This is a genomic window from Streptomyces sp. NPDC001933, from assembly GCF_042890955.1.
Classification (GTDB): Bacteria; Actinomycetota; Actinomycetes; order Streptomycetales; family Streptomycetaceae; genus Streptomyces.
This window is the reverse complement of the sequence record NZ_JBIASS010000009.1, coordinates 94,980-119,241: the sequence shown is the minus strand read 5'-3', so window position 1 is coordinate 119,241 and position 24,262 is coordinate 94,980. Positions and strand designations below refer to the sequence as shown.

General features: G+C 68.4%; 24 protein-coding genes and 2 pseudogenes. 15 read left to right on the top strand and 11 right to left on the bottom strand.

Annotated elements, in window-relative coordinates; all coding sequences use genetic code 11:
* The first annotated feature begins 3 nt into the window (after positions 1 to 3).
* Positions 4 to 1,248: an MFS transporter gene (locus tag ACFYY7_RS22800; RefSeq protein ID WP_388663925.1), complete on the top strand. Its 1,245-nt coding sequence runs from the start codon at positions 4 to 6 to the stop codon at positions 1,246 to 1,248.
* 100 nt (positions 1,249 to 1,348) lie between these two features.
* Entirely contained in the window at positions 1,349 to 1,948 is a 600-nt protein-coding gene (locus tag ACFYY7_RS22795) for a cysteine hydrolase family protein (RefSeq protein ID WP_388663923.1), read from the top strand.
* Positions 1,949 to 1,965: 17 nt separating this feature from the next.
* Here ACFYY7_RS22795 and ACFYY7_RS22790 read toward each other — a convergent pair whose 3' ends face one another.
* The 3 genes and pseudogenes from ACFYY7_RS22790 to ACFYY7_RS22780 form a co-directional block, all read right to left on the bottom strand.
* Entirely contained in the window at positions 1,966 to 2,469 is a 504-nt protein-coding gene (locus tag ACFYY7_RS22790) for a YciI family protein (RefSeq protein ID WP_388663922.1), read from the bottom strand.
* Between the two features lie 224 nt (positions 2,470 to 2,693).
* Positions 2,694 to 2,849, bottom strand: a pseudogene (locus ACFYY7_RS22785) (helix-turn-helix transcriptional regulator); the annotation flags it as partial.
* Between the two features lie 22 nt (positions 2,850 to 2,871).
* Positions 2,872 to 4,134 carry a beta-ketoacyl-[acyl-carrier-protein] synthase family protein gene (locus ACFYY7_RS22780; RefSeq protein WP_388663920.1) on the bottom strand — a complete coding sequence of 421 codons (1,263 nt, stop codon included), beginning with the start codon at positions 4,132 to 4,134 and terminating at the stop codon, positions 2,872 to 2,874.
* A gap of 65 nt (positions 4,135 to 4,199) precedes the next feature.
* Here ACFYY7_RS22780 and ACFYY7_RS22775 point away from each other — a divergent pair, with 65 nt between their 5' ends.
* Positions 4,200 to 4,847 carry a TetR/AcrR family transcriptional regulator C-terminal domain-containing protein gene (locus ACFYY7_RS22775; RefSeq protein WP_388663918.1) on the top strand — a complete coding sequence of 216 codons (648 nt, stop codon included), beginning with the start codon at positions 4,200 to 4,202 and terminating at the stop codon, positions 4,845 to 4,847.
* 21 nt (positions 4,848 to 4,868) lie between these two features.
* Entirely contained in the window at positions 4,869 to 5,531 is a 663-nt protein-coding gene (locus ACFYY7_RS22770) for a M15 family metallopeptidase (protein ID WP_388663916.1), read from the top strand.
* A gap of 851 nt (positions 5,532 to 6,382) precedes the next feature.
* Here the strand turns inward: ACFYY7_RS22770 and ACFYY7_RS22765 are convergent.
* From ACFYY7_RS22765 to ACFYY7_RS22755, 3 genes are all read right to left on the bottom strand, one after another.
* A complete protein-coding gene (locus ACFYY7_RS22765; protein ID WP_388663914.1) occupies positions 6,383 to 7,270 on the bottom strand; it encodes a septum formation family protein in 888 nt (295 codons plus the stop codon).
* Positions 7,271 to 7,655: 385 nt separating this feature from the next.
* The gene (locus ACFYY7_RS22760; RefSeq protein ID WP_388663912.1) at positions 7,656 to 7,913 is read right to left on the bottom strand and encodes a hypothetical protein; all 258 of its coding nucleotides are present in this window, start codon (positions 7,911 to 7,913) and stop codon (positions 7,656 to 7,658) included.
* The gene (locus tag ACFYY7_RS22755; RefSeq protein ID WP_388663910.1) at positions 7,910 to 9,445 is read right to left on the bottom strand and encodes a bifunctional phosphatase PAP2/diacylglycerol kinase family protein; all 1,536 of its coding nucleotides are present in this window, start codon (positions 9,443 to 9,445) and stop codon (positions 7,910 to 7,912) included. The genes ACFYY7_RS22760 and ACFYY7_RS22755 overlap by 4 nt, the downstream gene beginning before the upstream one ends.
* 1,073 nt (positions 9,446 to 10,518) lie before the next feature.
* On the opposite strand from ACFYY7_RS22755, the gene ACFYY7_RS22750 reads away from it, so the two are divergent.
* The 9 genes from ACFYY7_RS22750 (at position 10,519) to ACFYY7_RS22710 (ending at position 19,845) form a co-directional block, all read left to right on the top strand.
* Positions 10,519 to 11,919, top strand: a complete 1,401-nt coding sequence (locus ACFYY7_RS22750) for a sensor histidine kinase (protein WP_388663909.1) — start codon at positions 10,519 to 10,521, stop codon at positions 11,917 to 11,919.
* A gap of 2 nt (positions 11,920 to 11,921) precedes the next feature.
* Positions 11,922 to 12,353 carry a roadblock/LC7 domain-containing protein gene (locus ACFYY7_RS22745; protein WP_388663907.1) on the top strand — a complete coding sequence of 144 codons (432 nt, stop codon included), beginning with the start codon at positions 11,922 to 11,924 and terminating at the stop codon, positions 12,351 to 12,353.
* Positions 12,350 to 12,733 carry a DUF742 domain-containing protein gene (locus ACFYY7_RS22740; RefSeq protein ID WP_356086005.1) on the top strand — a complete coding sequence of 128 codons (384 nt, stop codon included), beginning with the start codon at positions 12,350 to 12,352 and terminating at the stop codon, positions 12,731 to 12,733. Before ACFYY7_RS22745 ends, ACFYY7_RS22740 begins: the two co-directional genes overlap by 4 nt.
* Positions 12,705 to 13,325: an ATP/GTP-binding protein gene (locus tag ACFYY7_RS22735; protein WP_383722193.1), complete on the top strand. Its 621-nt coding sequence runs from the start codon at positions 12,705 to 12,707 to the stop codon at positions 13,323 to 13,325. The genes ACFYY7_RS22740 and ACFYY7_RS22735 overlap by 29 nt, the downstream gene beginning before the upstream one ends.
* Entirely contained in the window at positions 13,322 to 14,614 is a 1,293-nt protein-coding gene (locus ACFYY7_RS22730) for a cytochrome P450 (RefSeq protein WP_388663904.1), read from the top strand. The genes ACFYY7_RS22735 and ACFYY7_RS22730 overlap by 4 nt, the downstream gene beginning before the upstream one ends.
* 164 nt (positions 14,615 to 14,778) lie before the next feature.
* On the top strand, positions 14,779 to 15,858 hold the full coding sequence (locus ACFYY7_RS22725; RefSeq protein ID WP_388663902.1) for a polyprenyl synthetase family protein: 1,080 nt from the start codon (positions 14,779 to 14,781) through the stop codon (positions 15,856 to 15,858).
* Positions 15,859 to 15,908: 50 nt separating this feature from the next.
* Positions 15,909 to 17,507 (top strand): prenyltransferase/squalene oxidase repeat-containing protein, encoded by a 1,599-nt coding sequence (locus tag ACFYY7_RS22720; protein ID WP_388663900.1) that lies wholly within the window; start codon positions 15,909 to 15,911, stop codon positions 17,505 to 17,507.
* On the top strand, positions 17,504 to 18,883 hold the full coding sequence (locus ACFYY7_RS22715; RefSeq protein ID WP_388663898.1) for a cytochrome P450: 1,380 nt from the start codon (positions 17,504 to 17,506) through the stop codon (positions 18,881 to 18,883). Before ACFYY7_RS22720 ends, ACFYY7_RS22715 begins: the two co-directional genes overlap by 4 nt.
* On the top strand, positions 18,880 to 19,845 hold the full coding sequence (locus tag ACFYY7_RS22710; protein ID WP_388663896.1) for a terpene synthase family protein: 966 nt from the start codon (positions 18,880 to 18,882) through the stop codon (positions 19,843 to 19,845). Before ACFYY7_RS22715 ends, ACFYY7_RS22710 begins: the two co-directional genes overlap by 4 nt.
* 162 nt (positions 19,846 to 20,007) lie before the next feature.
* Here ACFYY7_RS22710 and ACFYY7_RS22705 read toward each other — a convergent pair whose 3' ends face one another.
* A complete protein-coding gene (locus tag ACFYY7_RS22705; RefSeq protein ID WP_388663894.1) occupies positions 20,008 to 20,766 on the bottom strand; it encodes a DeoR/GlpR family DNA-binding transcription regulator in 759 nt (252 codons plus the stop codon).
* Positions 20,767 to 20,891: 125 nt separating this feature from the next.
* Here ACFYY7_RS22705 and ACFYY7_RS22700 point away from each other — a divergent pair, with 125 nt between their 5' ends.
* Positions 20,892 to 21,566, top strand: coding sequence for an NUDIX domain-containing protein (locus ACFYY7_RS22700; protein ID WP_388663893.1), 675 nt, complete (start codon positions 20,892 to 20,894; stop codon positions 21,564 to 21,566).
* A gap of 195 nt (positions 21,567 to 21,761) precedes the next feature.
* On the top strand, positions 21,762 to 22,268 hold the full coding sequence (locus tag ACFYY7_RS22695; protein WP_388663891.1) for a GNAT family N-acetyltransferase: 507 nt from the start codon (positions 21,762 to 21,764) through the stop codon (positions 22,266 to 22,268).
* A 28-nt stretch (positions 22,269 to 22,296) separates the two neighbouring features.
* Here ACFYY7_RS22695 and ACFYY7_RS22690 read toward each other — a convergent pair whose 3' ends face one another.
* From ACFYY7_RS22690 to ACFYY7_RS22675, 4 genes and pseudogenes are all read right to left on the bottom strand, one after another.
* Positions 22,297 to 22,521, bottom strand: coding sequence for a hypothetical protein (locus ACFYY7_RS22690; RefSeq protein ID WP_388663890.1), 225 nt, complete (start codon positions 22,519 to 22,521; stop codon positions 22,297 to 22,299).
* Positions 22,505 to 22,642: a hypothetical protein gene (locus ACFYY7_RS22685; protein ID WP_388664235.1), complete on the bottom strand. Its 138-nt coding sequence runs from the start codon at positions 22,640 to 22,642 to the stop codon at positions 22,505 to 22,507. Before ACFYY7_RS22685 ends, ACFYY7_RS22690 begins: the two co-directional genes overlap by 17 nt.
* Before the next feature lie 80 nt (positions 22,643 to 22,722).
* Positions 22,723 to 23,268 (bottom strand): annotated as a pseudogene (locus ACFYY7_RS22680) (helix-turn-helix domain-containing protein); the annotation flags it as partial.
* Between the two features lie 71 nt (positions 23,269 to 23,339).
* Positions 23,340 to 24,203 (bottom strand): NAD(P)-dependent oxidoreductase, encoded by an 864-nt coding sequence (locus tag ACFYY7_RS22675; protein WP_388663888.1) that lies wholly within the window; start codon positions 24,201 to 24,203, stop codon positions 23,340 to 23,342.
* Positions 24,204 to 24,262 lie beyond the last annotated feature (59 nt).

Genomic DNA, 24,262 nt, shown 5'->3' with positions numbered 1-24,262 from the left:
AGCATGGTGGGCCGGAGACGGTTGGGCCGGCAGTTCGGCTGGCTGTGGGCGTCGTATGCAGTGAGCGCGTACGGGGCCGGGCTGGGGTTCGGGGCATTGCCGCTGATCGCTGTACTCGTGCTGCACGCCGGCCCCGCCGAGGTGTCCGCGCTGTCCGCGGTGGGGCCTGCTGTGGGGGCGCTGATCGCGGTGCCGCTCGCACCGTGGGTGGAGTTCCGGCGCAAGCGCCCGGTCATGATCACGATGGATCTGGCCCGGTTCGCGGCCATGGCGACGATCCCGGTCGCCTATGCCATGGGCCGGCTCGGTTTCGTCCAGCTGCTCGTGATCTCGGCCGTGATCGCCGCAGCCAAGATCGCGTTCAACGCGGCCAGTGGTGCTTACCTCAAGGCCCTCGTCCGGCCGGATGACCTGCTCGTCGCCAACGCACGGTTCGAGTCCACGAACTGGAGCTCCATCGCGGTGGGGCCACCGCTCGGCGGGGCGGCGATCGGCCTGTTCGGGCCGGTCACCACCGTGGTGGCCGACGCGCTCAGCTACCTGCTCTCCGCACTGGGCATCACCGCGATCCGCGGCCAGGAGGAAGCGCCGCGACCGACCGACAAGAGCCCGGTCCGGGCGGGCGCACTGCTCGACGGCTGGCGGCACATCATGGGCCACCCCGTTCTGCGGCCGCTCTACCTCAACCAAATGCTCGTCGCCGGTCTGATCATGGCCACCGAGCCGGTGCTGGCCGTGCTCCTGCTTCGCCAGCTCGGGTTCCCGCCCTGGCAGTACGGCCTCGCCTTCGCCGCCCCCTGCCTCGGCGGACTCATCGGCTCGCGGCTGGCCGGCCGTGTCGTGGCCCGCTTCGGACGGCACTGGGTCTTCCGGACCGTCGGCACCCTGCGCGCCATCTGGCTGATCGGCCTGGCCTTTGTCCGTCCCGGCGTCGTCGGCCTCGTCACCGTGATGGCCGTCGAGCTGGCGATCATCATCAACATGAGCCTGTACAGCCCGGTGCTCGCCACCTACCGGCTCGAACACACCCCCAAGCATCTCGTCGCCCGCACCCTGACGGCCTGGTCGATCGGCCAGCAGGCGGCCATCGCCATCCTCACCGCGCTCACCGGCCTGCTCGCCGATCTCACCAGCCCCCGCACCGCTCTCACGGTCGCGGGACTGCTCATCCTCAGCAGCCCGCTCCTGCTTCCCCGACAGGACCGGACGTCGCAGCACGAGCCGGAACCGGCCCGCAGCGGCTCATGACACTCCGCAACCCACCGCTGAGGCCCACAGGCCACCGCAGCCGGTCCGCCGACGCGCTTCCGCGCAGACCTGGAACACCACCGGTAAGGAGAACACCCGAGTGAGCACTGCCCCCGCACTCGACCCCACGCACACCGCACTTCTCGTCATGGACTACCAGCCCGCGATCCTGGCCGCTCTTCCCGAAGACAAGGACCGCAACGCCCTGCTCGGTCGCGTGGAACGGGCCATCGCCGACGTTCGGGCGAACGGCGGCACCATCGCCTACGTACGCGTCGGCTTCACCGAGGCCGACTGGGACGCGATCCCCGCCTCCAACAAGTCCTTCGCCCCGCTGGCCCAGCACCGCGTCATGCACCACGAGGAGCCTGCCGCTGCCATCCACGAGCGTCTGGCTCCCCAGGACGGCGACATCATCATGCGCAAGGTCCGCTACGGCGGCATGTCCACCACCGACCTCGACCAGCAGCTACGCGAGCGCGGCATCACCACTTTGGTCGTCTCCGGCATCAGTACCGGCGGAGTCGTCCTGTCCACCGTTGTCGACGCGGCCGACCGCGACTACCAGCTCTACGTCCTGTCCGACGGCGTCGCCGACCCGGACCCCGAAGTCCACAACATCCTGCTCCAACGAGTCCTCCCCTCACGGGCCCACATCATCGACACCACTGAGCTGCACGCCCTGCTCCGGGCCCGCTGACTCGAACCACGTGCTGATCACCCACGACCGCCGCACCCACCCGGTGCGGCGACGCCGCGGTCCTGGTCCACCGCCTGGCGCCGGAAGACCAGCCCGCTCGCCCGGAGCCCGGTGATCTCTCTGGCGGGACGGACCCCCCGGAGATCCGCAGGCAGGCCACCGCACTCGCCGATCACCTTGGCCCCGAAGGCATCACGGTCACCCCGTAGAGCGACGGGTCCTGGTACTGCTCCTTGGTCCACGCGGGCAACCGGCGCGGCATCACCCCTGCTGTGGTCGTCCCGGTACGCACCGGCGTGGTAGTTGGGCTCGTCGAAGGCGAACGCACGGGCAGCGGCGGGATCGGGCAGATCGACGATATGCACGCTTCCAGTGGGCGTTTCACCATCATCGGCGAAGGTCGGACCGCGAGCGATCAGCTCCTTCGCGTACCGGTCCATGTAGGACCAGTGCTCCTCCAGCAACTCCTCGCGCAACGCGAGGGAGCCCAGCCGGTCTCGGCGGTAGCAGAAGTACTCCATGACCACAGACCCTTCCTCACCAAGGGCACCATCTCAACCGGCCTTGTCGCCGAAGACCCCGCGTTCCAAACGAAACAGCATTCCGTCATACGGCGTAGCCACCACGAATGCGCGGTCTCAGCTGCACATATTTGCATCGCTCGCGGGTCGTTCAGGGACTTCCGGGTGTCCACTCGAGTTCCAGCCAACTGCTGGCCCCTGCTGGGCAGCAGACACTTCGGCAACGCCATCGGCGGTTCGCCGACTTGTGCGGTGAAGCGACGGGCCGGCGCCGCGCGGGACACTCCCGACTCGGCCGCCAGGATCGCCACGGTCCACGGACGGGCCGGATCGTCGTGGAGAAGGCGCAGAGCGTGGCCTGCCACTGGGTCCTTCATTGCCCCTTGAAGTGAACGAGGCCAGTCATGCTGTGGTCGGGGCTGTACGGGACGCGTAGTGCCGTGCGCCGGTGACGATGAGTGAGACGTTCTGTCCGCCGAAGCCGAAGGAGTTGCTGAGCACGGCCTCCTGCGGGACGTCTCGTCGTTCTGCGACGACATCGAGATCGATGTCGGGACCGACGCCGGCCGCGGTGACGTTGCGGGTCGGCGGGATGACGCCGTGCTCCACACTGAGGACGGCGATGAGCGCTTCGATCGCGCCGGCGGCGCCAAAGAGGTGACCGAGCGCAGCCTTGGGGGCTGTCACGGTGGCGCGGCCGAAGACCTCCCCGATCGCGTGCGCCTCGGCGACGTCGCCGACCGGAGTTCCGGTGGCGTGGGCGTTGATGTGACTGATCTGCTCGGGAGCCAAGCCGGCTTGTGCGAGGGCCTTCCGCATGGCCGAGATCTGGCCGGAGCCGTCGGCGGCGGGCGCCGTGATGTGGTGAGCATCGGCGGCGATGCCGGCGCCCGCGAGCACCGCGTGGACGCGCGCGCCTCGGGCGCCGGCGTGCTCGGCGCTTTCGAGTACCACGACAGCGGCGCCTTCGCTGAGGACGAATCCGCTGCGGTCCGCGGCGAACGGCCGGGACGCCGACGCGGGTTCGGCGGTATGCCGCGACAGTGCTTGTGCCTGGGCGAAGCCGGCGACGGTGATCGGGGTGATCGCGGCCTCGGTCCCGCCTGCGATGACCACGTCCGCCTCGCCGGAACGGATGAGCCTGGCCCCCAGGGCGATCGCCTCGGCACCGGAAGAGCACGCCGAGACGGGCGTGTAGACCCCGGCCCGTGCTCCGTATTCGATACTGATCAGCGCCGCCGCTGCGTTGGGCATGAGCATGGGGACCGTGCGTGGCGAGACGCGCCGGGTCCCGGCCGCTTCCAGCACGTCGTCCTCCTTCAGCAGCGTCCGTACGCCCCCGATGCCCGTGCCGATCGCCGATGCGAGCCGGTCCGGGGCCACCTCCGGGGCGCCGGCATCGGCCCAGGCTTCGGCCGCCGCGACGAAGGCCGCCTGCTGCGAGCGGTCGAGCCGCCTGGCCTGTACCGGCAGCAGCAACTCGGCGGGGTCGAGCGCCATCGTCCCCGCGACGGTGTCGGGAAGGCCGGCGTCCTCGTGGCCGCGCAGGACGCCGCCGCGGATGCCGGACTCGCCGGCAAGCAGGGCGTCCCAGGTGGACGCCACGTCTGCCCCGAGTGGGGTGGTCGCGCCGAGTCCGGTCACGACGACTTCAGTTCGGTGCATGCCCTTCAATCTTTCTTGTATGCGATACAAGTGAACACTCTTGTTGTATCACATACAATTTCGGCGTGGAGAAGAAGCGAACCGAAGCACCATCGACGTCGGCCCGGTCGCGTGACCGCGGTCGCGCGACGAGGCGCCGGCTGATCGAGGCAACTGCACGGCTCTGCGAGGAGCGGCCCGGCTCAGAGGTGAGCGTCGCGGAGATCGCGAAAGCGGCAGGTGCCTTCCCCAATCAGGTGACCTACTACTTCGGCTCCAAGGACTCGCTGCTCGTGCACGCCGCCTTTCTCGGCTTGCTGCACGACGCCCGACGGATCGAGCGCATCGGTCGCCAAGCCCCCGATGCGGCGACGTTCCGGCGCAACATCGCCCGCGCCGTGCTGGCCATGCCCTCGCTCCCGTCAGTCGCGCGAGCACTCGCCGCCGGGATCTCCAAGCCCGAACTCGCGTCCGTGGTGGACCGGCACCTCCAGCTGCTGTTCCGGCAATCCGAGCGCTACGTGAGCCAGCTCATCGACGGTCGCGGCTGGAGGGCCCGTCGACCGCTCGACGTGGAGGCCAGGACGTTCTGGAGCACCGCGCTCGGCGCAGTGCTGCTCGTCCGCGCCGGGGCACACGGCACTGTCGCCGACCTCGACCTCGCAGGAGCCCTGACCATCCACGACGAATCCGATCCCGGCCAGTGCTGTGACCGGGAAGGTTCGCCGGGGTGATTCCTGCGGGATGATCGCGTCGTGACTGAGATCGTGTTGATGGCGGACCCGAAAATCGCTGCCATACCTGTTGCCGAGTGCGGTGAACGTCTTGTGGACGTCCGCCGAGACGATTCGCTGTTGGTCGATACACGCGAGCGGGGCCCGGCAGACGCCTTCGCGTACCTGCGGGAAGGCGTGCTGGAACGGCTGGTCAAGGCCCAGGCAATGCTTCCGCAGGGCTTGCGGCTGCTGTTCGTCGAGGGGTACCGGCCCCCTTCTCTTCAGCGGGAGTACTTCGATGAGTACGCCGATCGTCTGCGAGCCGCCCACCTCGATTGGTCCCCAGAGCAGATCCACTCGGCGGCGAGCCGGTACGTGTCACCACCCGACATCGCTCCGCACAGCGCTGGTGCGGCTGTCGACCTCACCCTGGCCGGCGCCGACGGGCACGAACTGGACCTGGGCACCCGCATGAACGCGGACCCGGAGGAGAGCGGGGGCGCCTGCTACACCCATGCAGCCGACATCAGTGAGGAGGCCCGCGCCAACCGGAAGCTGCTGGACACTGCGCTCACGGCTGTGGGGCTGGTGAACTACCCCACGGAGTGGTGGCACTGGTCATTCGGGGACCGCTACTGGGCCTTGATCACGGGAGAGGCCGCCGCCCTCTACGGTCCGAAAGAGATTGACCCGTGCAGCTGACCGCCCCGACCTTGCCGGACAACCCGGCCTCGCCCGCCCAGTCGTAACGGCGGCCCGCTTCCCGACCGCTCCGTTCGTCCACCGGCGCATCCCGAGAGCATCGAGGCCTGTTCGGCGTTGCTCGGGGAGTTCGTGGCACGTTCGCGGATGTTGTCGAGCCACGAGCCGAGCCTGACCACCACGGGCTCGTCAGCAACGTTCCGACGGCCCGACAGCGCGCCCCCGGCTCTCCGGGTGCTCGGGCACGTCGGCACGTCACCGAGATGACGTGCGCGTCATCCCCCGGGCCCCTCGTACACCGGTTGCACCCGGCCGGCCACGCGGCTGCGCCCTCGGCGCCGACCAGCGGGAAGGCCCGGTCAACCACGCTCGGCACCTTCAGGAAGCCGCGGCCCGGTTGCTCCCGGCCGACGTGGCCGCAGGCCTCCGCAATGACGTCGACCGCCGCCTGGCCGAGGAGGAGGAGATCACCTGCGGCGCCAATCACGGCCCTTCCGTAAACCGCTGGGCTGTCCGCCGGCGCGGGGCGTCGTCATCTGGGACGTCCGGGGAAGCGAAGCGGAAGGGCACGCCAAGGTGAGCGGCCGGCGCCAGGCCTACCTCGGCGGCAACGCCAGGAGCACCGACGGCCAGGGGGGCAGGCCCCGCCGGTTCCGCCCGTCTCCAGGGTGGCGAGGGCGGTATCGCGGTTCCCCCACAGGGACTGAAGGGGCCGGGCTGTGGCATCGGGATCCCGATGCCACAGAAAGCAGCCGCTCTTGGTGACGGCGGCCCCGGCGCCGTTCGGACGGCGGGGCGCCGCCATCCGCCCGGGTCCATCACGGACACAGCCCCGCTGCTCCGACGGAGCGTCAGCCCGCCCAGACCTCGGCCTCATCGGCCGGGACGGTAGTGGCCAGGCCCAGTTCCTTACGGGCGGCGACCGACTTGTTCGGGTCAATACCGGTGAACGCCGGGTCGTAGGCGACGTAGAACGTGTCGGCATCGGCGGCGTTCGAAGCCTTCTTCCAGTTCCCGGCCGCCTTCGTCAGCGTCGCACGGAGCTTTCCGACCTCGGTGCCCTCGATGCCGTCCAGACCCTTGACGTGTGCGTCGAGGGCGGCCGCGACGGCCTTGGCCTGCGCCTTGTAGCCGGCCAGGTCGTCCTCGACGGAGTCCTTCTCGGACTGGTTCGCCCACAGGGCGTCGTAGACCGCGTTCGAACCCTTGAGGTACGTGGTCTGCTCGGGCTTGAGGGACTTCGCGGTGCCCAGCGAGCCGCGGAACGTGCTCTTCTCCACGGTGTAGGTGCAGCTCACCGCGCGGTCACCCGTCGCCCAGCTCTCCTTGGTCGGGGTGTAGTAGAAGAGGGCGACGCCCTTGGGGAGCGCCCAGGTGTCCGGGGCGTACTTCTGCGCCTCGACCAGGCAACGCTTGTCCGCGATCGCCGAGACCCCGTCGTCGCCCGGGTACTCCTTGCCCTTGTCGACCGCGAAATCGCCGACGACCTGGCCCTTGTGCGCCTCTTCGCAGGGCACGATCTCGACAGCGTACGCCGCCCCCTCGGCCTTGCCGTTCGGGTTGTAGCAGTCGCCGACGTCCAGCGAGAACACCGAGCGCTGACGAGTCACCTTCTTCGCGCTGTCCTTGGCGCTGTCGACGGCGTCGGAGACGTCCGAGCATCCCACCGCACCGATCGCGAGCAGAGCGACAACGGCAGATATGCCGCGAAGGGAACGATACGGAGCGGAGATTGCCATGACGCGTACATCCTCTTAAGTGATCTTTATGTAGCCGCGCGCATCCTATGTCATTCCTGTGACCCGTTACGCGAAGGCCCTCACCTCATCGCGGCGTCAACGACTCGCGGCGGCCGCGAGGGGGTATCCGGGCTGCTTGCAGGTGACCTGCCTCCGCCGCTTGAGGACGGTGAAACGGACCTCAGCGGTGCGGTATCCAGGCGTGCGTGCGGTACACACAGGAGACCAGGGCCGGGCAGTCGCGGGTGCCGTACGACTACGCCGCCCCCATGACCGGGTTCCGGCCGGGTTCCCGCTCGGGACATGGCTCGCCAGCGGAAACCCCGCAAGGCGGGGCGTCTGAATGCGCCGGCCAACCCCGTGCCCGCAGCGGCCGGAGGCCGCCTTACGGGGCATCGCGCCAGGCACAGACTGACGCGGTCCCGTCGGCCGCTTCCCGCAGTGCGGCGGCCGTGCCGCGCCGGGGAACGGGCGGCAACGGCGTCGCTCCGTCCGTCCGGCCGCTGCTGCGCCACCTGGCGGTCGCCGCCCAGGACGCGGTCAGGTTCCCCGCGCCGCCGACCTCTGTACCGAGGCGTTCGACGACCTCAGCGGGGAACGCCGTGACGAGGATTCCTGGTCCGCCGCCCGGTCCCTCTGTCACAGGGGCATGGGGCAGTAGACCGTCAGCGCTTCTGTCAGCTTGTCGATCGTCAACTCTGTTCCTGAATAGGCCACTTCACCGTCGTACGCATACGGCGTCCCCGGTGCCAGGCCGGTGATCCGTACCCGGTGCCGGCGTACCGCCGCATGGACGGGGGAGCGGGTCAGCGGACCGGCCACCGCTGCCGCCAGCAGTCGCAGCCCTGGAGTCCGGCCGCCGTGGACCGCTCTGAGGTCCAGCAGGCCGTCCGCCAGGTTGTGCCGCCGCCCCGGAGCGGGCCCCACCCGCTGGAAGAGCCCGTTGCCCACGAACAGGAGCCACAACGGCCGCCGCTTCCCATCCAGTTCGGCCGCCAGTGGGTGTCGACCACGCAGTACCTCGAAGGCCGCGAGGACTCCGGCGGGCCAGCTGCCGATGCGGGCTGCCCAGTGTTCCCGAATCCGCACGAGCTCCGGATAGACCCCCAGGCTGAAAGCGTTGAGGAAGTAGCCGTCCGCCCCGCTAGGCCCCTCGGCACCGGGCCGGAACCGGCCCAGGTCCACCCGGACCGCGCCCCCCGAGGTGAGGGCGGCCGCCGTGTCGTGGACCGTCTCGATGCCCAGGTCGTACGCGAAGTGATTGAGCGTTCCGCCAGGAAAGACAGCGAGCGGCATCCCGTGCGTCGCCGCGACGGACGCCGCCAGATTCACCGTGCCGTCACCCCCGCAGACCCCCAGAGCGCGGCCCCGGCCCGCCGCCTCGGCCAGCGCCCCGGACAGTTCGCCGGGCGCGCACTCCACGACCTCGGCCAGCGGAAGCGCCTCGCGCACCAGCGAAGCGGTCGCGGTGGCGGTGCCGGACTCCTGGTTCACCACGACGACCAGGTCCTTGCCGGCGGGCAACGGCGGAGCCGCCGCCGGTGGACGGCCCGGTGCGGGCAGCTGACCCCGCGTCGGTACGAGCCCGCGCAACGCGAACGCCGCCCCTGTGCCGAGCGCCACACCGGCAAGCACATCGCTCGGATAGTGCACACCCGTGTAGACGCGGGACGCGGCAACGGCCACCGCGACCGGGGCGACGACCGCGCCCCAGCCCTTCGACTCAAGGGCGACACCCGTGGCGAAGGCGGCAGCGGACGCCGCGTGCCCGGACGGGAACGACGTGGTGAACGGCTGCCGCTTGAGCTGCCGCACCACCGGAACCAGGTCCAGTATCGGCCGCTCCCGGCGCACCGCCCGCTTGCCGACGGTATTGATCGCGGCCGAGGCGACGGCCAGCGACGCGACCCCGCGCAACGCCGCCCGGCGTGCCCGCGCGCTGCTGCCCAGTGCCGCCATACCGGCCGCGGCACCGAACCAGAGAAGTCCGTGATCGGCGCTGCGGCTCAGTCGGGGCAGCACCTGATCGGCGCCCCGCCAGCGCCGGCCGGCGACCCTGCGGAACAGGGCGAGGTCGCGGCTGTGCAGCAGGCCGCGCAACCGGGCGGGGACGGCAAGGGAGACGGAACAGGAGGCGGAGAAGGGAAGGGAGCGGCTGCTGCTGGCAATAGACATGAGTCAGCGAATACCCGGCCCGGACCCGATGAAGCGGCAGACGCGCCGAGACGCGGGCGGCGCCATCGTGACCGGGCTCGCCTGGTGGGGTGGGTTCAGGGGTCCTCGATCCTGTTCAGCAGGCACCACTCCGGATCGCCCCCCCAGCCCGTACGAGGACCAGCCGGTGGTCTTTTTCACCGCGGCCATCGGCTCCGGCTCAGCTGGTCCTGATCAGCAAGGTGCCGAGGGCCCCGTCGGCGGCAAGGCCACCGAGGCACGACGGGCATGGGGGTGGCGAACTGGTCGAGGCTCAGCTGGAGCGTGAGTCGTCAGGCAGCCGCTGATTCACCATGCTGAAGAGAACGAACTGGCGCGGATCGTCTCGTACCAGTCCGCGGAGCATGTGCGGACGGGACCTCTTCTTGTGCTGCGCGACTCAGTCGCGGACATCTGAAGCCGCGCCGCTCACCCTGCTCCTCGGGCACCTGACCTCCATGGCGTTTCGCGCCGAGGCCACCGGAGGGCGTGCTCGGCGAGTTGCTGGAGGTTGCCATTGACCACGCCGTGCGCGATCAGCGAGAACCCAGCAGGCGAAGATCGTCCGGTTCGTAACTGTGCGGGTCCACCAATACCGAGTGAACAGATCAACTCCAGTAAGCTGACCGCGTTTTAGGAAGTGGCAAGGCCGCCAGTCGCCTCGTGCGACGGCGGGAAGCACCCGATGCACCCGACGTTCGTAGTCCTCGACGGAGCTCTGATGAACCTGTTCATTCGCGTTCAGCAAGCTTCGCCCCACGATCGCTTCGGGGGGTCGGAGTCGCGCGAGGGCCTGCCGGGCGACCGTCGACGCATGTGGGGATCGCGGTGTCGGGACGTTGGCCGACTCGGGCGATTCACCGGGCCGCGCCGCGGCCCGGCAGTCGCTTGTCCGCGGCGGCGCTCTTCCGCCGTACGAACGGCCCACGCACTACTGACTTGCCACATTGTTCTTCCTGTCCGCCAGTTCTCCGGAGACCGCGCACACCCCCTGCGGGGGAGTGAACCGCTGCGCTGTTCTTCGAAGGCTCGATCGACCTCTAGGACCACCCTCCGTGACCTTGTCCTCAAAAATCGCCATTGCCTTTGGCGTCTTGTCTCTCCTCCTAGCAGTCTGGGCGCTGCTCCTGGCACGCTCGCGCCGCAAACACGTACGACAGGGCAGAGAGTTGTCCGCGGAGGCGCAGGCCGCCAATTCCCGTGTGCAGGCTGCCGAGGGCCGTACCCGGACCGAGGTGCAGAAAAGGCAGGCCGCAGAGTCGCGCACGCAGGAACTGGCTACCCGCGAGGCGGAGATTCTTGACGAAGTGCGTCACCTCGTCTCCGACAGGCTCCCCGCTCTCGCACTGCACCTGATCAGCTCTCATCACCCCGTCCCCGGACTTCTGCACAAGAACCTCGCGGGGTCCGAGGCCGCCCAGCTCCTCGACGCCCTGCCCGAAGCGGTTTCTGGCATCGTCCTCAAGGAGCGGCGCCGCATCGACGCCGCTGCTCGGGCTGCACTGCGTGGTGCGACTCAGGAGTCCCAGGCCCTCTCCTACCGGCTGCAGACGAACATCGTGGGTCTGCAGCACGAGTTCAGCGCGCCGCCGCGTCTGACGCAGAGTCTGCTTGAGTCCGACCACATCAATGAGCAGAACCTGCGCCTCACGCAGAGATCCGCCATCGTGTGCGGTGGCTGGCCGGGTCACGTCCGTAAGGACACCTACGTGAGCGAGGTCGTCAGTGGCGCCTCCTCACGACTGCGCGGCTTCGACCGCATCAACATCGTTTCGCGGCTGGGCCTTTCCAACATCGGCGTGGTCGGGCGTGCTGCCGAGCCAGTTGCTGTGGTCTGCGCCGAGCTGATGGCGAACGCGCTGGAGCACTCCCGTGACGACCTCATGGTGGACGTCGGGTTGATCCAGACCGGCAACGGCAGTGTGTGCATCACGATCGACGACGCCGGCAAGGGCATGACCGCAGAAGCGCTCGCCCGCGGCCGAAGCCTGATATCGGGTGAACAGCAAGAGGTGATGCTCCTCGAACTCGGCGATCCGCCGTCCATGGGCTTCGCCGCCATCGGCCGTCTCGTCGCCGACTACGGCCTCCATGTCTCCATCGACACTTCCTCTCCCTATGGCGGGGTGCGCGCTGTGGTGTCCGTTCCCGAGAACTTGTTGACCTCGATCGACGAAAACGCCACACCTCCGTCGGTCATGGCTCCCCAACCTGCCGTGGCGCCACAGGCCCACAAGCGGCCCGCCGCCGACGACTCGCCCGCACACGCGCCCGCGCCGACCGGCGCGTCCGCGCTGCCGCAGCGCCGCCGCCGTTTCTCAGCGACAGCCACCAACGACGAGACCGCCGCAGCGCCCCGCCCCTTGAACCCGGAAGACACCGGTGCCATGTGGAGCGATTTCCAAAGTGGCCTCACCGGCGACCGGTCCGTCACCGATTCGGAGTCAACACTGTGACCATGCCTGAAACCCACGACGAGACCGGCCCGTCCTCCTGGGTCCTGAAGCCCATCACCGAAATCCGTGGTGTCCGGCACGCCCTGACGATGACTCTCGACGGGATGGTCCAGGCCATCTCCGAGGATCTCACCAAGGACGAGGCAGACGGCATCGGTGCGATGACTGCCGCGCTGCACTCCGCCTCCCGCGCCGCCACCAACGCCGTTCTGGGAGTCCCTCGAGGCACTCCGCTCAAGACCGTCACCTCACACAACGACCGGGGCATCTACATGGTCATGCCGGTCGGAGAAGGAACCAACACCCTGATCGCGGCAGCGGGCGACGAGGACATGCCCATGGGAGTGGTCGCGGCCACCATGGCCCGCCAGGCAATGAAACTCGGGGAACAGATAATGTCCGTTCCCGCTCGTACCAACGACGGGGCGTCATGAGCCGCGGCCAGGAACAGCGACGGCTGCTGCCGGCCTACCTCGCCACCGGGACCAACCCCGGCGCCGGCCTCTCGGGCACCCTCGATTCGCTGGCCGCTCTGCGTGCCAGCGGTCTGCCCCTCGCGAGGTACCACACAGCGGTGCACCAGCGCGTGATCGAGCTCCTTACCGACGGGTCTCTCAGCGTCGTCGAACTGGCCGGCTATCTCGGCCTCCCGGTCAGCGTGACTCTGGTGCTCGCCGAACAACTCGTCAATGACGGTCAGTTAAAGGCCACCGTCCCGATTCCGGACGCCCTGCGCGCGTCGAACGATGGCCGACCGTCGAAAGAAGTCCTGGAAGAGGTTCTGAGTGGACTCCACGCTCTCCTTGCCGCCTAGCTCGCCGCCTGTCTACCTGCCCGAGGGAGAACACCGAAGGATCAAGATCCTCGTTGCCGGCCCGCTCGGCATCGGCAAGACGACCGTGGTCAAGTCGCTGTCGCAGATTCCGACACTGCACACCGACGAAGTCATGACGAACGCGGCGGTCGCCACCGATGACCTCAGCCACGATGTCCTGCGTGACAAGACCACCACCACGGTCGCCATCGACTTCGGCCGTCTGACGCTGCCCGGCGACAAGATCGTTCTGTACCTGTACGGAACTCCGGGGCAGCGGCGCTTCCTTCCGCTGTGGGAAGGCATCGCGTTCGGAGCGCTCGGTGCCCTCGTCCTGGTCGACACCCGGCGGCTCAAGGACTCCTGGGAAGTGATGGAACTCATCGAGGAGCGCGGTTTGCCGTACGCCGTCGCTGTCAATGTCTTCCCTGACTCACCCAAGTACGACTTGGCGCTCATCCGCTCGAAGCTCGACCTCGCCCCGGAGACACCACTGGTCACCTGTGACGCACGAGAGAAGAACAGCGGCCTGCACGCCCTCGCCCAACTGACCGCCCATTCCATATCCGTTGCCGGAGTCAAAGCCTCGTGACGCTCACACCAGCCGAAGCCCCCGTGTCCCTGCACGGGGCCGAACACGCCGCGAACCCGCAGCGCAGCTATGAACTGCTGCGCAGGCAGGGACCGGTCGGCGTAGCCGAGGTGGCCCCCGGTGTCGTGGTCAACCTGGTCACCGACTACCGAGCCGCGCTCGACCTCCTCCAGGACACCGATACGTGGACCAAGGACACCCGGAGCTGGCTGCCACAGGTGCCGGAGGACAGCCCGATCCGGCCCCTGGTGGAGTGGCGGCCGAGCCTGTTCTTCGCCGACGGCGAAGAGCACGCACACCTGCGACGTGTGATCACGGACAGCTTCAGTCTCCTGGATCCCCATGATGTGCGTGCCCTGACATTCCGCTTCGCCGACACGCTGCTCAGGGAATTCGCCGATGCCGGGACTGTCGACCTCGTCGGCCAGTACGCGCAGCAGCTGCCCCTGATGGTCTTCAACGCTCTGTTCGGCATGCCGGACGAGGACGGCCCGCGGCTCGTGTGGGCGCTCGAAGCGATGATGGACAGCGATCCGGAGAGACAGGCACTGGGCGGGCAGGCGTTCGGCGCCTACCTCGAAACCCTCTACGGGACCAAGGCGGCACAGCGCGGCCACGATCTGACCTCCTGGTTCATCGATCATCCCAATGGGCTGAGCCAGGAAGAGGCCGTCAACCAGATCCTGATCACCCTGGGGGCCGGGAACGAGCCGCTGTGCAACCTCATCGCCAACACGCTCGTCCGCTTGCTCAGTGACGACCGCTACTTCGGCACCCTGACCACCGGGAGCCTGCCCATCCAGCACGCCATCGACGATGCGCTCTGGCACGACGCGCCGCTGGCCAACTACAGCGTGCACTTCCCCAAGAAGGACGTGACCTTCCACGGCGCTCGCATACCTGCGGGCTCGCCCGTCATGGTGTCGTACGCCGCCGCCAACACCTGCCCCCACTCGGGCATCCCGTCGGACGGCTACCGCTCCGGGAACAAGGCCCACCTGGCCTTCGCCGCAGGACCCCATACATGTCCTGCCCGTGACGTCGCCACACTGGTCGCCACCGCCGCCATCGAGAGGCTCCTGACCTACCTGCCGGACATCGAACTGGACGTTCCCGCAGACAAGCTGACCTACCGCCCTGGGGCTGTTCACCGGACGCTCACCGCGCTCCCGGCCCGATTCACCCCGTTGACCCCCGACGCCAACGGGGCCACCCCCTGGAGCCGGAGCCCTTCCCGCCCCGAGCGGGACACCCCATTCTCCCCGACATCAGGCGGCACTGAGGCGTAGAAGCCGTATCACCTGCCGTCGATCGTCATGTAGCGGTGGTGCCGTCCGGGAGCTGGCCGGCACCACCGCTACAACCCCAGGGATGAGACGCGGGTCTGTTGACCCGTCCTCTGCAAGAACGGAACCGCGACGACGGTTCCCGAACGAAAGAGGATCAATTGCCGGTGACACAAACCCTTCCCACAGGACTGCCCGACCTTTCTCCCCTACGACAGAAGGTGGGCGCGGCTCTGACCGGATTCCTTGACACCAAGGAACGTGCTGCGCCAGGAATCGAGCTGCTCTACCTGACCTCCGCCCTGCGCGGACTCCTGACCGGTGGAAAACGACTTCGGTCCTTGCTGTGCCTGTACGGATGGCAGGCCGCCGGAGCAACAGGTGACATGACCGCTGCCGTTCGCGCTGCCGCCAGCCTCGAACTCTTCCAGGTGTTCGCCCTGGTACACGACGACGTGATGGACGACAGCGATATCCGCCGCGGGCGGCCGTCCGCCCACCGTGCACTGGCCACCGCGTACACCGACAGCGGCGGCCCGGGCAGCAGGGCCGAGGCGCACGGTCTGGGCGCGGCCGTCCTTCTCGGCGACCTGGCCCTGGTGTGGTCGGATGAACTCCTCCGAACAGCGGACCTCAGCCCGGAGCGGCTGGCGCAGGTGCTGCCCCTGGTGGCCGAAATGCGGAGCGAGGTCATGTACGGCCAGCTCTTGGACCTGCAGACCACCGGCCGCCTTACCGGTGATGTTGATACAGCACTCCACGTTATCCGATACAAGACCGCTAAATACACCATAGAACGGCCCCTGCACATAGGGGCGGCAGCGGCCGGAGCGACCCAGCCCGTTCTCGATGCTTGCACCGGTTTCGGCATACCACTAGGAGAAGCGTTTCAGCTGCGGGACGACCTGCTCGGGGTCTTCGGCGACCCTGCCAGGACAGGGAAGCCAGTGCTGGACGACCTGCGCGAGGGCAAGGCCACCGTCCTGATGGCGCTCGCGGTCCAGCGAGCCTCCACGGCCGAACTGAAGACACTGCGCGAGCTCGTCGGGCGAAGCGACCTCAACGAGGAACACGCAGCCGCGGTCCGCGCGATCCTGAACTCCACCGGCGCCCGGCAGACCGTGGAGGAAATGATCGCCACACGACGGGTCGCCGCCCTCGCCGCCCTGGACGACGCCCCCTTCCCAGGGGATGCCACGGCCTCCCTGCGCCGGCTCGCCCTGGACGCGACGGCCAGACAGACATAGGGCGTCGCCGCACACCTGCCAGTCAGAACCCCGAAGAGGAAGTCGCCCCCATGAGCATCAGCACGCCCATCGGCACGTCCTACGCCGAACGAGCCACCAGCCTGGTAGTCAGGGTGGACCAGGACAGCTGGGGAAGCGTCCGTCCCTCCCTGTACGAGACGGCCCGTGTCCTCTCGGCGGCGCCGTGGCTGCCCGAGGAGCCACGGCGGATCACGTACCTGCTGGAACAGCAGGCGTCCGACGGAAGTTGGGGGGAGGGACCGCTGCCCTACCGGCTGCTGCCGACACTCAGTGGAGTGGAGGCCGCACTGGCTGTCCTGCGAAGGGGCACCGCGTCCGCAGAGGTCACCGGCCGGCTCACGGCCGCGGTGAACAGAGGCCTCGACGCACTGCGATCACTGCCATCGGCGGGCCCGTGGCCGGACACGGCTGCAGCGGAAATACTCGTACCCAGCCTGGTAGCCAAGATCAACGAGAAGCTGGACTCCCTGATCACCGGCGGTGACATACCCGGTTTCGGTGGCCCCCGGCTGCCGGTTCCGGGCGGCTTCAACGCGTCGGCACCTGCTTCCGTGGCCAGGCGGTACGAGTCGGCGGGCAGCCTGCCCGTCAAGTTTCACCACACGTTCGAAGGCATGGACAGCTACATATCACCGTCTCTCGTCCCTGACGTCGACGGCCTGCTGGGCAGCTCGCCGGCCGCCACCGCGGCACGGGCAGCGCGGTTCCCCGCCACTACCGCTCAGGCCGTCGATGACCTCACCGCAGTGGCGCAGCGCTACGGCGGTCTCTTCCCCGAGGCTGCGCCCCTCCTTGTGGTCGAACGGCTCTGGGTCGCCGCCGCGCTGGCGCGCGCCCACCTGCCCGCTGCCGCTCTTCCCACTGTCCGTGGGTGGGCCGAGGAGATCTACGATCCGCAAGGCGTACGCGGTGCGCCCGGCCTCATGACCGATGCCGACGACACTGCCATGGCCGCCCTGGTTGCCTCGCTCGTCGGCCTGCAGTACGACCTGGCACCGCTGGACCTGTTCCACAACGGCAGCCACTACGACTGCTACATCGGTGAGGACACCGGATCGGTCACCGCGAACGCCCACGCCCTCCAAGCCCTCGTGAGCTACCTGCGGCGCTGCCAGACCGCAGAGCTCACGTACGGCCCCCGAGCGGCGAAGCTCTGCGACTGGCTGACCGGCCAACAGCAACCCGAGGGGCACTGGACCGACAAGTGGCATGCCTCCCCCTACTACGCCACCGCGCGAAGCGTCACCGCGCTCGCACAGTACGGCGGCCATCACGCGTCCGGGGCAGTACGGAGCGCTGCCGCGTGGACCATTGACACTCAGCGCGCCGACGGCTCCTGGGGAGTCTGGGGCAGCACCGTCGAAGAGACCGCATACGCCGTCAAAATCCTGCTGAGCGCCGCCACACCCACACCGCAGCCGCAGCACACCCGGGCCCTGGATCTTGCTGAAACGTATCTGCATACCGCCTCGCACCCCGGCCACCAACACCCCGCCCTGTGGCACGACAAGACCCTGTATGCGCCCACCGCAGTGATCGAGGCCGAGGTGCTCGCTGCGCGGGAGTTGCTGCGGGCACGTCGCGCAGCCGCATGTACAGAAGCAGATGTGGAAAGGACGGACGCGTGACACCTGACATAGATGTGACTGCCGACATGGACGTTCCGCCGACAGCTCCGGGGAGACTGCCGCTCATCGGACACGTCGTGCCCCTGCTCAAGGACCGTCTGGAGTTCGTCGAACGCCTGCGCACATACGGGCCGATCGTCCGTATGTCGGTCGGCCTCAAGAAGGTGACCGTGGTCAACTCCCATGAGCTGATCCACGAAATGCTCACCAGCAAGTCCGGCTCCTTCTCCAAGGGGTTGCTGGGCGAGAAGCTCAAGCTCTTCGGTCAGTCGGCCCTGCCGGTCGCGGAGGGGGAGCCCCACCTGCGTAGGCGCCGCCTGCTCCAGCCCGCCTTCCACCGCGAGCGGATCAGCGGGTACGTCGACACCATGCGGGAAACGGTGGAGCCGTCCATCACGGGCTGGCGTGAGGGGGAACTGCTGGACCTGAAAACCGTAATGGGGCTCATGGCCCAGGACGTGGCCATGTCAGTGCTGTGCTCCTTCCGCGCGGAGCAGGAACGAGCGCGCGCGATCCTCGACGCCGTCGACACGGTCTTCACGGCCGCCATCTGGCGCACCATGGTGCCCGTGTCCTCGCTGGAACGGCTGCCCACCCGCAGCAACCGGCGACTCAAGGCCGCCCGCAGCCTGCTGCGCAGCGAGGTGGCGGACATCATCGCGGAGCGCCGGGCGGCCCCCGACGCCCACGACGACCTCGTGACACTGCTCCTGGAAGCCCGGGACGAAACCGGTGCGCCACTGCCCGACAACGAAATCCTGTCGGAGATCATCGGGCTGCTGGCCGCGGGCTCCGAGACGACGGGAGTCATGCTGGCCTGGCTGTTCCACGAGCTGGGCCGCGACCCCGAGCTGGAGCGCAGGCTGCACGAGGAGGTCGACTCCGTGGTCGGAGAGGGCCCGATCACCGCCGAGCACGTCCCTCGACTCGCCTTCACCCGCAGACTGGTCAGCGAGACCCTGCGCCTGCACCACGCCGGATGGCTGGTGACCCGGCAGGCCACCAAGCCCGTGTGCCTCGGGCAGGCCAGCTTGCCGGCGGGGGAGCAGGTGCTGTGGAGTCCCTACGCACTGCACCGGGACCCCGCCCTGTACCCCGACCCGCTGCGCTTCGACCCCGACCGCTGGCTGCCGGAGCGCCCCCAGCCGCCGAGAGGGGCCTTCATCCCCTTCGGGTCAGGAAAACGCATGTGCATCGGCGACGCGTTCGCCTGGACGGAGGCGATCGTCATCACGGCGTTCATCGCGTCCCGCTGGCGGCTGCGGCCCGTTCCCGGCGCCACCGTGGAGCCGGTCGGGCTGCTCACCGTGCACCCGTCGGACCCCCGTATGGTCGCCGAAACCAGGCAGCGGGCCGTCGCGGGGACAGCCGCATGAGCCACACCCGCAGCTCGAACGCGCGTACCCTGCCGATGCCCGACCTCCAGGGCTCATTCCCCGGCCCCTTCGCCACCAGCCCGTATGCCGACGCCATCGAGGAGCAGACCGCCCACTGGCTCCGGACCTTCCCCCTGACCGGTTCACCCGGCGAGGCGAAGGCCCTCTGCAACATCACGGCCCAGGGGGTGGCTCGTCTCCTGCCCACGGCGGACCGGGACGGCGTGTTCCTCTGCGCCGATCTCTTTCTGTGGCTCACCGCCTTCGACGACGTACACGGCGAGGCCGAAGGAGGCCGTGACACAGCCCGTCTGGTCCGCCGCATCAGTCACTGTGTCCACGTGCTGGCCGGTCACGACGAGCCGGCGGCCGATGACGACGCCTGCATCGCGGCCCTGCGGGAGCTCCTGCACCGGTTCCGGGAACGGGCCACGCCCACGCAGTATCTACGGCTCACCGCGCACCTGCGGGACAACCTCTTCGGCATCCTCTGGGAGGCCCATCACCTCGACAGGCCCGACCAGGTCACTCTGAGCGACTATTACGCGATGCGCCCGCACACGGTCTTCGTCCGAACCGTCATGACGACCGCGGAAGTCGTGCTCGGATACGAACTCACCGAGGATCAGCGAGCCTCGGCAGCAGTGCGGGAACTGGAGAAGGCCGTTGCCCACCTTGCCGGGTGGATCAACGACCTTGCCTCGTACGTGAAGGAGACGGATCACGGCGGCCGGACTCCTCTGAGCCTGCCGACACTGCTGATCCGACACCGCGAGTGCGACCTCGAAGGGGCGTTCCGCCTGGCCTCCGGCATGTGCGAAGACCAAGCCTCAACCGCACGCCTTCGACTCACCGAACTCGCCGCTACCGGCAGGAACGCACTCGCGGATCACGCTCACGCCATGGAAGCCGTCGCAGCCTCCTACGTGTGGCACATAGGGCACGCCCGCTACCGGCGTTAGCCACGCCGCCGCGCGTCACCCTCCGTTTCGCCATGATCCGCACCGTACTGAGCGCCGATCGGTCCAGCCGGGACTTCGAGAGAACCTGGTTGTCCCGGTCGGCGAGCACGACGGCCGCGCGGTTGGGCGCTTCTGCCCGTCCGAGAACCTGGGTTCGGCTTTTCATCTGGCTACAAGGACCTCCACGCCGAGTGTCTTGAGCTGCTCGATGACTGTGTCGTGGGGATCGGCGTCGGTGATCAGCCCGGTGATCTTCTCCCACGACAGGACGCGGTACGGCGAGGCCGTCCCGATCTTCTCGGAGGAGGCGAGGATGTAAGTGTCCGCGGCCCGTGCGGACAGGGCGCGTTTCATCGCCGCCTCGTCGGCGTCTGCTGTGGTCAGTCCGGCCACGGGGTGAACGCCGGTGACGCCGAGCAGGCAGAGTTCGGCGGAGACGTTCTGCGCGGCCTCGACCGCGGCGGCGCCGCAGGTGACCGCCGAGTGCTTGAAGACGCGCCCTCCGAGCAGGAAGATCTCGGCCCGTGGGTGGTCGATCAGAGCGGTGGCGATCGTCGGGCTGTGGGTGATCACAGTGCAGGCGAGCTCCTTCGGGAGCGCCCGCGCCACGGCTAGGGCGGTGGTGCCGCCATCAAGGATCACCGAGCTGCCGGGCCGCACCAGTGCGGCGGCCACTGAGGCAACCTTCCGCTTGCCGCCCCGGGCCACCGTCTGCCGGGCGTCGTAATCCACCACTGCGGGAGACGCGGGCAGCGCGCCGCCGTACACCCTCTGGCACAGCCCCTCTGCGGCGAGGTCCCGCAGGTCGCGCCGCACGCTGTCCTCGGAGATGCCCAGGTCGGCGGCGACATCCTTGGCCACGATCTTTCCCGCGCGGGCGAGCAGATCGAGCAGGTACTCACGTCGTTCAGCAGCCAGCATTCACGTTCCTTCCTGTTCTTGCACGATTCTGCATGTATTCTAGCCATCATGATCGACAAGCCCCTGCTCATCCTGATCGCCGGCCCGTACCGCTCCGGCACCGACGGCAACCCGCGGGAGACAGTGTGACGAGCCGCCCGGGTGTCGACACCCCCGATCACCGCGGGCGCACCGGTCTCCACCTCGCCGGACGCGACCTCGACCGCAACCCCGACGTCCGGATACGCGACGTCGAACTCACTTCCCAGGGCTGGCACGTCCTTCGCCGCACCACCTTCGACTACCGGCGCCGCGACGGACGGTGGGAGACCCAGCAGCGTGAGACCTACGACCGCGGCAACGGTGCCGTCGTCCTGCCCTACGACACCGAACACGGCTGTGTCCTGCTCACCCGTCAGTTCCGCTACCCGGCCTACGCGAACGGCCACCCCGACGGCATGCTCATCGAGGCGGCGGCCGGACTGCTCGACTCGGAGGACCCGCATACCGCAATCCGCCGCGAGAGCGCCGAGGAACTCGGCGTCAGACTCGGCCCGCTCACCCATGTGCTCGACGCCTACATGAGCCCAGGCTCCGTCACCGAGCGCCTCCACTTCTTCGCCGCCCCCTACACCGCGGCCGACCGGTTCGGCACAGGTGGAGGACTCGAGGAAGAAGGGGAGGACATCGAGGTCCTCGAGCTTCCCTTCGCCGAGGCCCTCGCCATGACCCGCGACGGACGCATCACCGACGGCAAGACCGTCCTGCTCCTGCAATGGGCAGCCCTGTACGGGCCCTTCACCCAACAGCAGAACGCCTGAAGGACAGCCTTCGTCGGTACGCCCAGGAAGGCAGAGCGTTCGATTCTCGTCTCGGGACGGCTCGGTGCCTCCCAAGGTGGTGAGCGTCTGCTGTCCGTTCTGGGGCTCTGGTCCACTTCTTGTGGTGCGTTCACGCTCGGTGATGTGGCTGAAACTGCGTCGGTTCGGTTGACGCTGAGATCTACGCTCGGACGCATGATCGAGACTGAGCGGTTGCTCCTGCGACCACTTCGTGTTTCTGACCTCGACGATTTCGTCGAACTTCATGCCGACCCGCAGGTCAACCGCTTCGTCGGAGCCTTCTCGCGGCGACAAGCGCTGGAACGACTCACTGGGATCGAGCGGCAGTGGGATGAACGAGGCCATGGTCTGTGCGCCATTGAGTCCAAGTCGAGCGGCGCATTCGTCGGTCGAAGCGGTCTGCAGTACTGGGAACAGTTCGATGAAGTGGAACTGGGTTGGACCCTCCGAGCGGATCACTGGGGGCACGGGTATGCGACCGAGGCCGCTCAAGCGTGCCTGGACTGGGGTTTTGCCACACTTGATAACGACTACTTCACGGCTCTCATGCGGCCGGGCAACGAGGCATCGGTGAGGGTGGCCGAGCGTCTGGGATTCTCGCCGCGTCGCGAGGACCAGCTGCAGGGCAGCCCGGTCACGGTGTATGCCCTGGATCGCCCAGCCGGTCCACCCTCTCGTTGATCCTCCGCATGAGTCACAGGAGCAGGACTCAAGGACAGCCGGCTGACGGCCGCCCGGGCCCGCCAGATGTGGTCCAGCCGTCGGCGCCGGGCGAGCTTTTCCTGGGCTCGATGACGAAGTTGGTGGTCACCACGTAGATCTGTTCGTCGGCCTCCCGCTGGCGGGCGAGGGCCAGTTTGTTCGCGTCCTGAATGCGGCGGGGCGCGTCGTCGTCGAAGTTCCGTGCCATGGGCAGGTCAGCGGGCGAACGCATCGGTCAGGTGCACGCTGTAGCCGCCTTCTTCCATCAGCGCGACGGTGGCGCCGAACGGGTCGGGGTGATTCAGCTCGAAGGGGGTGAAAGCGAATTCCACCGCGGCCTGGATGGACGGCACCAACTCGCCGCCGCGTTGCGGCGCGGGGGCCGGCCTCCAGTCCGGGGCGACCGACGCCCAGCCCTCACGGCTACGGGACAGGAGCGTGCGCCCTTGTTCTTGAGTCGCTCGACGGTTTTGGCCTGGTGGCTCCCGCGTCCATGGACTCGCCAGCCACCACCGTCTGGGATCCTGCCGACCTTTTTCACGTCGATGTGGACCATGTGTCCCGGACGGCGAGCGGTGATCTTCCGCGGTTCCCGGTTCGTGTCGCCGCTGGGATCGATGAACCGGCGCCGGTTCAGGCCGAGGGCGAGCAGATGCCGCGACACGGTGCGGCGACTGAGCGAGATCCCCTCGGCCTGGAGCTCAAATGCGATCCGGGTTGCCGACCACTTCTCGGCACGGCGGAGTGCCTCGATCCTGGCCACGACGTCAGAGCTCGTCGCCGTCGGCTGGCATCGGGGTGTTGAGGAACGGTCCAGCAGGCCGAGTTCACCGTGCCGACGGTAGCGGTTGACTCATTTCGACGCGCATGCGCGGGAGACGCCCATCTCGGCCGCCACGTGGGCGATCGGGCGGTGCTGACAACGCTGCACGAGGCGCAGCCGCCCCTCGGGGGACAGCGGAGCATTGCGATGAAGCACAGACGGTCTTGGCGCCAGGGATTGAGGGCGAGCTTGCCCCGGGTCTGGCCCGCGCCGTTGGTCGTCGGTGGTCACCGCGGCTGCTGTTCCGCGATGACCGCCCAGTCATCCGCCCCGCGACCGCCGGCGATGGCCTCATCGAAGACAGCCCGCAGAAGTTGACCGATCGGGAGAGGAGTGCCTTGGTCGGTCGCTGCATCGAGTGCGAGGTGGAGGTCCTTGCGGCCCAGGACTGTGGTGAATCCGGCTGGCTGGTAGCGCCGTTCAGCGATCATCGACCCGTAGCCGGTGTAGACGGCTCCCGGGAAGAGCGTTGAGGTCAGCAGCTCGACGAACTGCCCGGAGTTGACGCCGGCGCCCTCCGCGAGGCTGACGGCCTCGCCCAGCGACTGGATCGCGCAGGCGATCAGGTAGTTCCCGAGGATCTTCACAATGTTGGCCTGCTCCGGACGGTCGCCCAGTCTCCAGGTCCGCGAGCCGATCACGTCGAAGAACGGCTGCACGCGGTCGAGCAGCGCGTGCTCACCGGCCGCAAGGACGTTGAGTGCCCCGGCTTCGGCGACCGGAACACGGCCGAAGACCGGTGCCGCGACATATCCGACGCCATGCTCGGCGTGCGCTGCGCCGACCCGGCGAGCCAGGCCCGTACTCACCGTGGCGAGGTTGACGTGAACAGTCCCGCCCGGGGTCTGAGCGAGGACACCGGAGTCGATGAACGTCTCAGCGACGGCCCGGTCGTCGGACAGGACCGAGAAGACCACGGACGAGTGCATGGCCTCGGTCACCGAGGCGGCACGACGGGCACCCACTGCGGCTAGTTCGCTCGCGGGCCCGTCGGAGCGGTTCCACACCACGAGGTCGTGGCCGGCCTTCAAGAGGTTGCGTGCAATGGGTCTCCCCATGGCTCCCAGACCGATGACCGCGATGCTGCTCACGCCGAGTACCTCTTCCCTTGAACTGTCTGAAGCGGTTCAAGGGTGCCATGGAGTTATGA

What these genes read in the sequence shown, in the direction of transcription:
- ACFYY7_RS22695 (WP_388663891.1), top strand. Translation starts at nt 21,762, where the DNA reads ATGATCGAGACTGAGCGGTTGCTCCTGCGACCACTTCGTGTTTCTGAC.
- ACFYY7_RS22710 (WP_388663896.1), top strand. Translation starts at nt 18,880, where the DNA reads ATGAGCCACACCCGCAGCTCGAACGCGCGTACCCTGCCGATGCCCGAC.
- ACFYY7_RS22720 (WP_388663900.1), top strand. Translation starts at nt 15,909, where the DNA reads ATGAGCATCAGCACGCCCATCGGCACGTCCTACGCCGAACGAGCCACC.
- ACFYY7_RS22755 (WP_388663910.1), bottom strand. Translation starts at nt 9,445, where the DNA reads ATGTCTATTGCCAGCAGCAGCCGCTCCCTTCCCTTCTCCGCCTCCTGT.
- ACFYY7_RS22800 (WP_388663925.1), top strand. Translation starts at nt 4, where the DNA reads ATGGTGGGCCGGAGACGGTTGGGCCGGCAGTTCGGCTGGCTGTGGGCG.
- ACFYY7_RS22740 (WP_356086005.1), top strand. Translation starts at nt 12,350, where the DNA reads ATGAGCCGCGGCCAGGAACAGCGACGGCTGCTGCCGGCCTACCTCGCC.
- ACFYY7_RS22745 (WP_388663907.1), top strand. Translation starts at nt 11,922, where the DNA reads ATGCCTGAAACCCACGACGAGACCGGCCCGTCCTCCTGGGTCCTGAAG.
- ACFYY7_RS22690 (WP_388663890.1), bottom strand. Translation starts at nt 22,521, where the DNA reads ATGCGTTCGCCCGCTGACCTGCCCATGGCACGGAACTTCGACGACGAC.
- ACFYY7_RS22765 (WP_388663914.1), bottom strand. Translation starts at nt 7,270, where the DNA reads ATGGCAATCTCCGCTCCGTATCGTTCCCTTCGCGGCATATCTGCCGTT.
- ACFYY7_RS22790 (WP_388663922.1), bottom strand. Translation starts at nt 2,469, where the DNA reads ATGGAGTACTTCTGCTACCGCCGAGACCGGCTGGGCTCCCTCGCGTTG.
- ACFYY7_RS22705 (WP_388663894.1), bottom strand. Translation starts at nt 20,766, where the DNA reads ATGCTGGCTGCTGAACGACGTGAGTACCTGCTCGATCTGCTCGCCCGC.
- ACFYY7_RS22780 (WP_388663920.1), bottom strand. Translation starts at nt 4,134, where the DNA reads ATGCACCGAACTGAAGTCGTCGTGACCGGACTCGGCGCGACCACCCCA.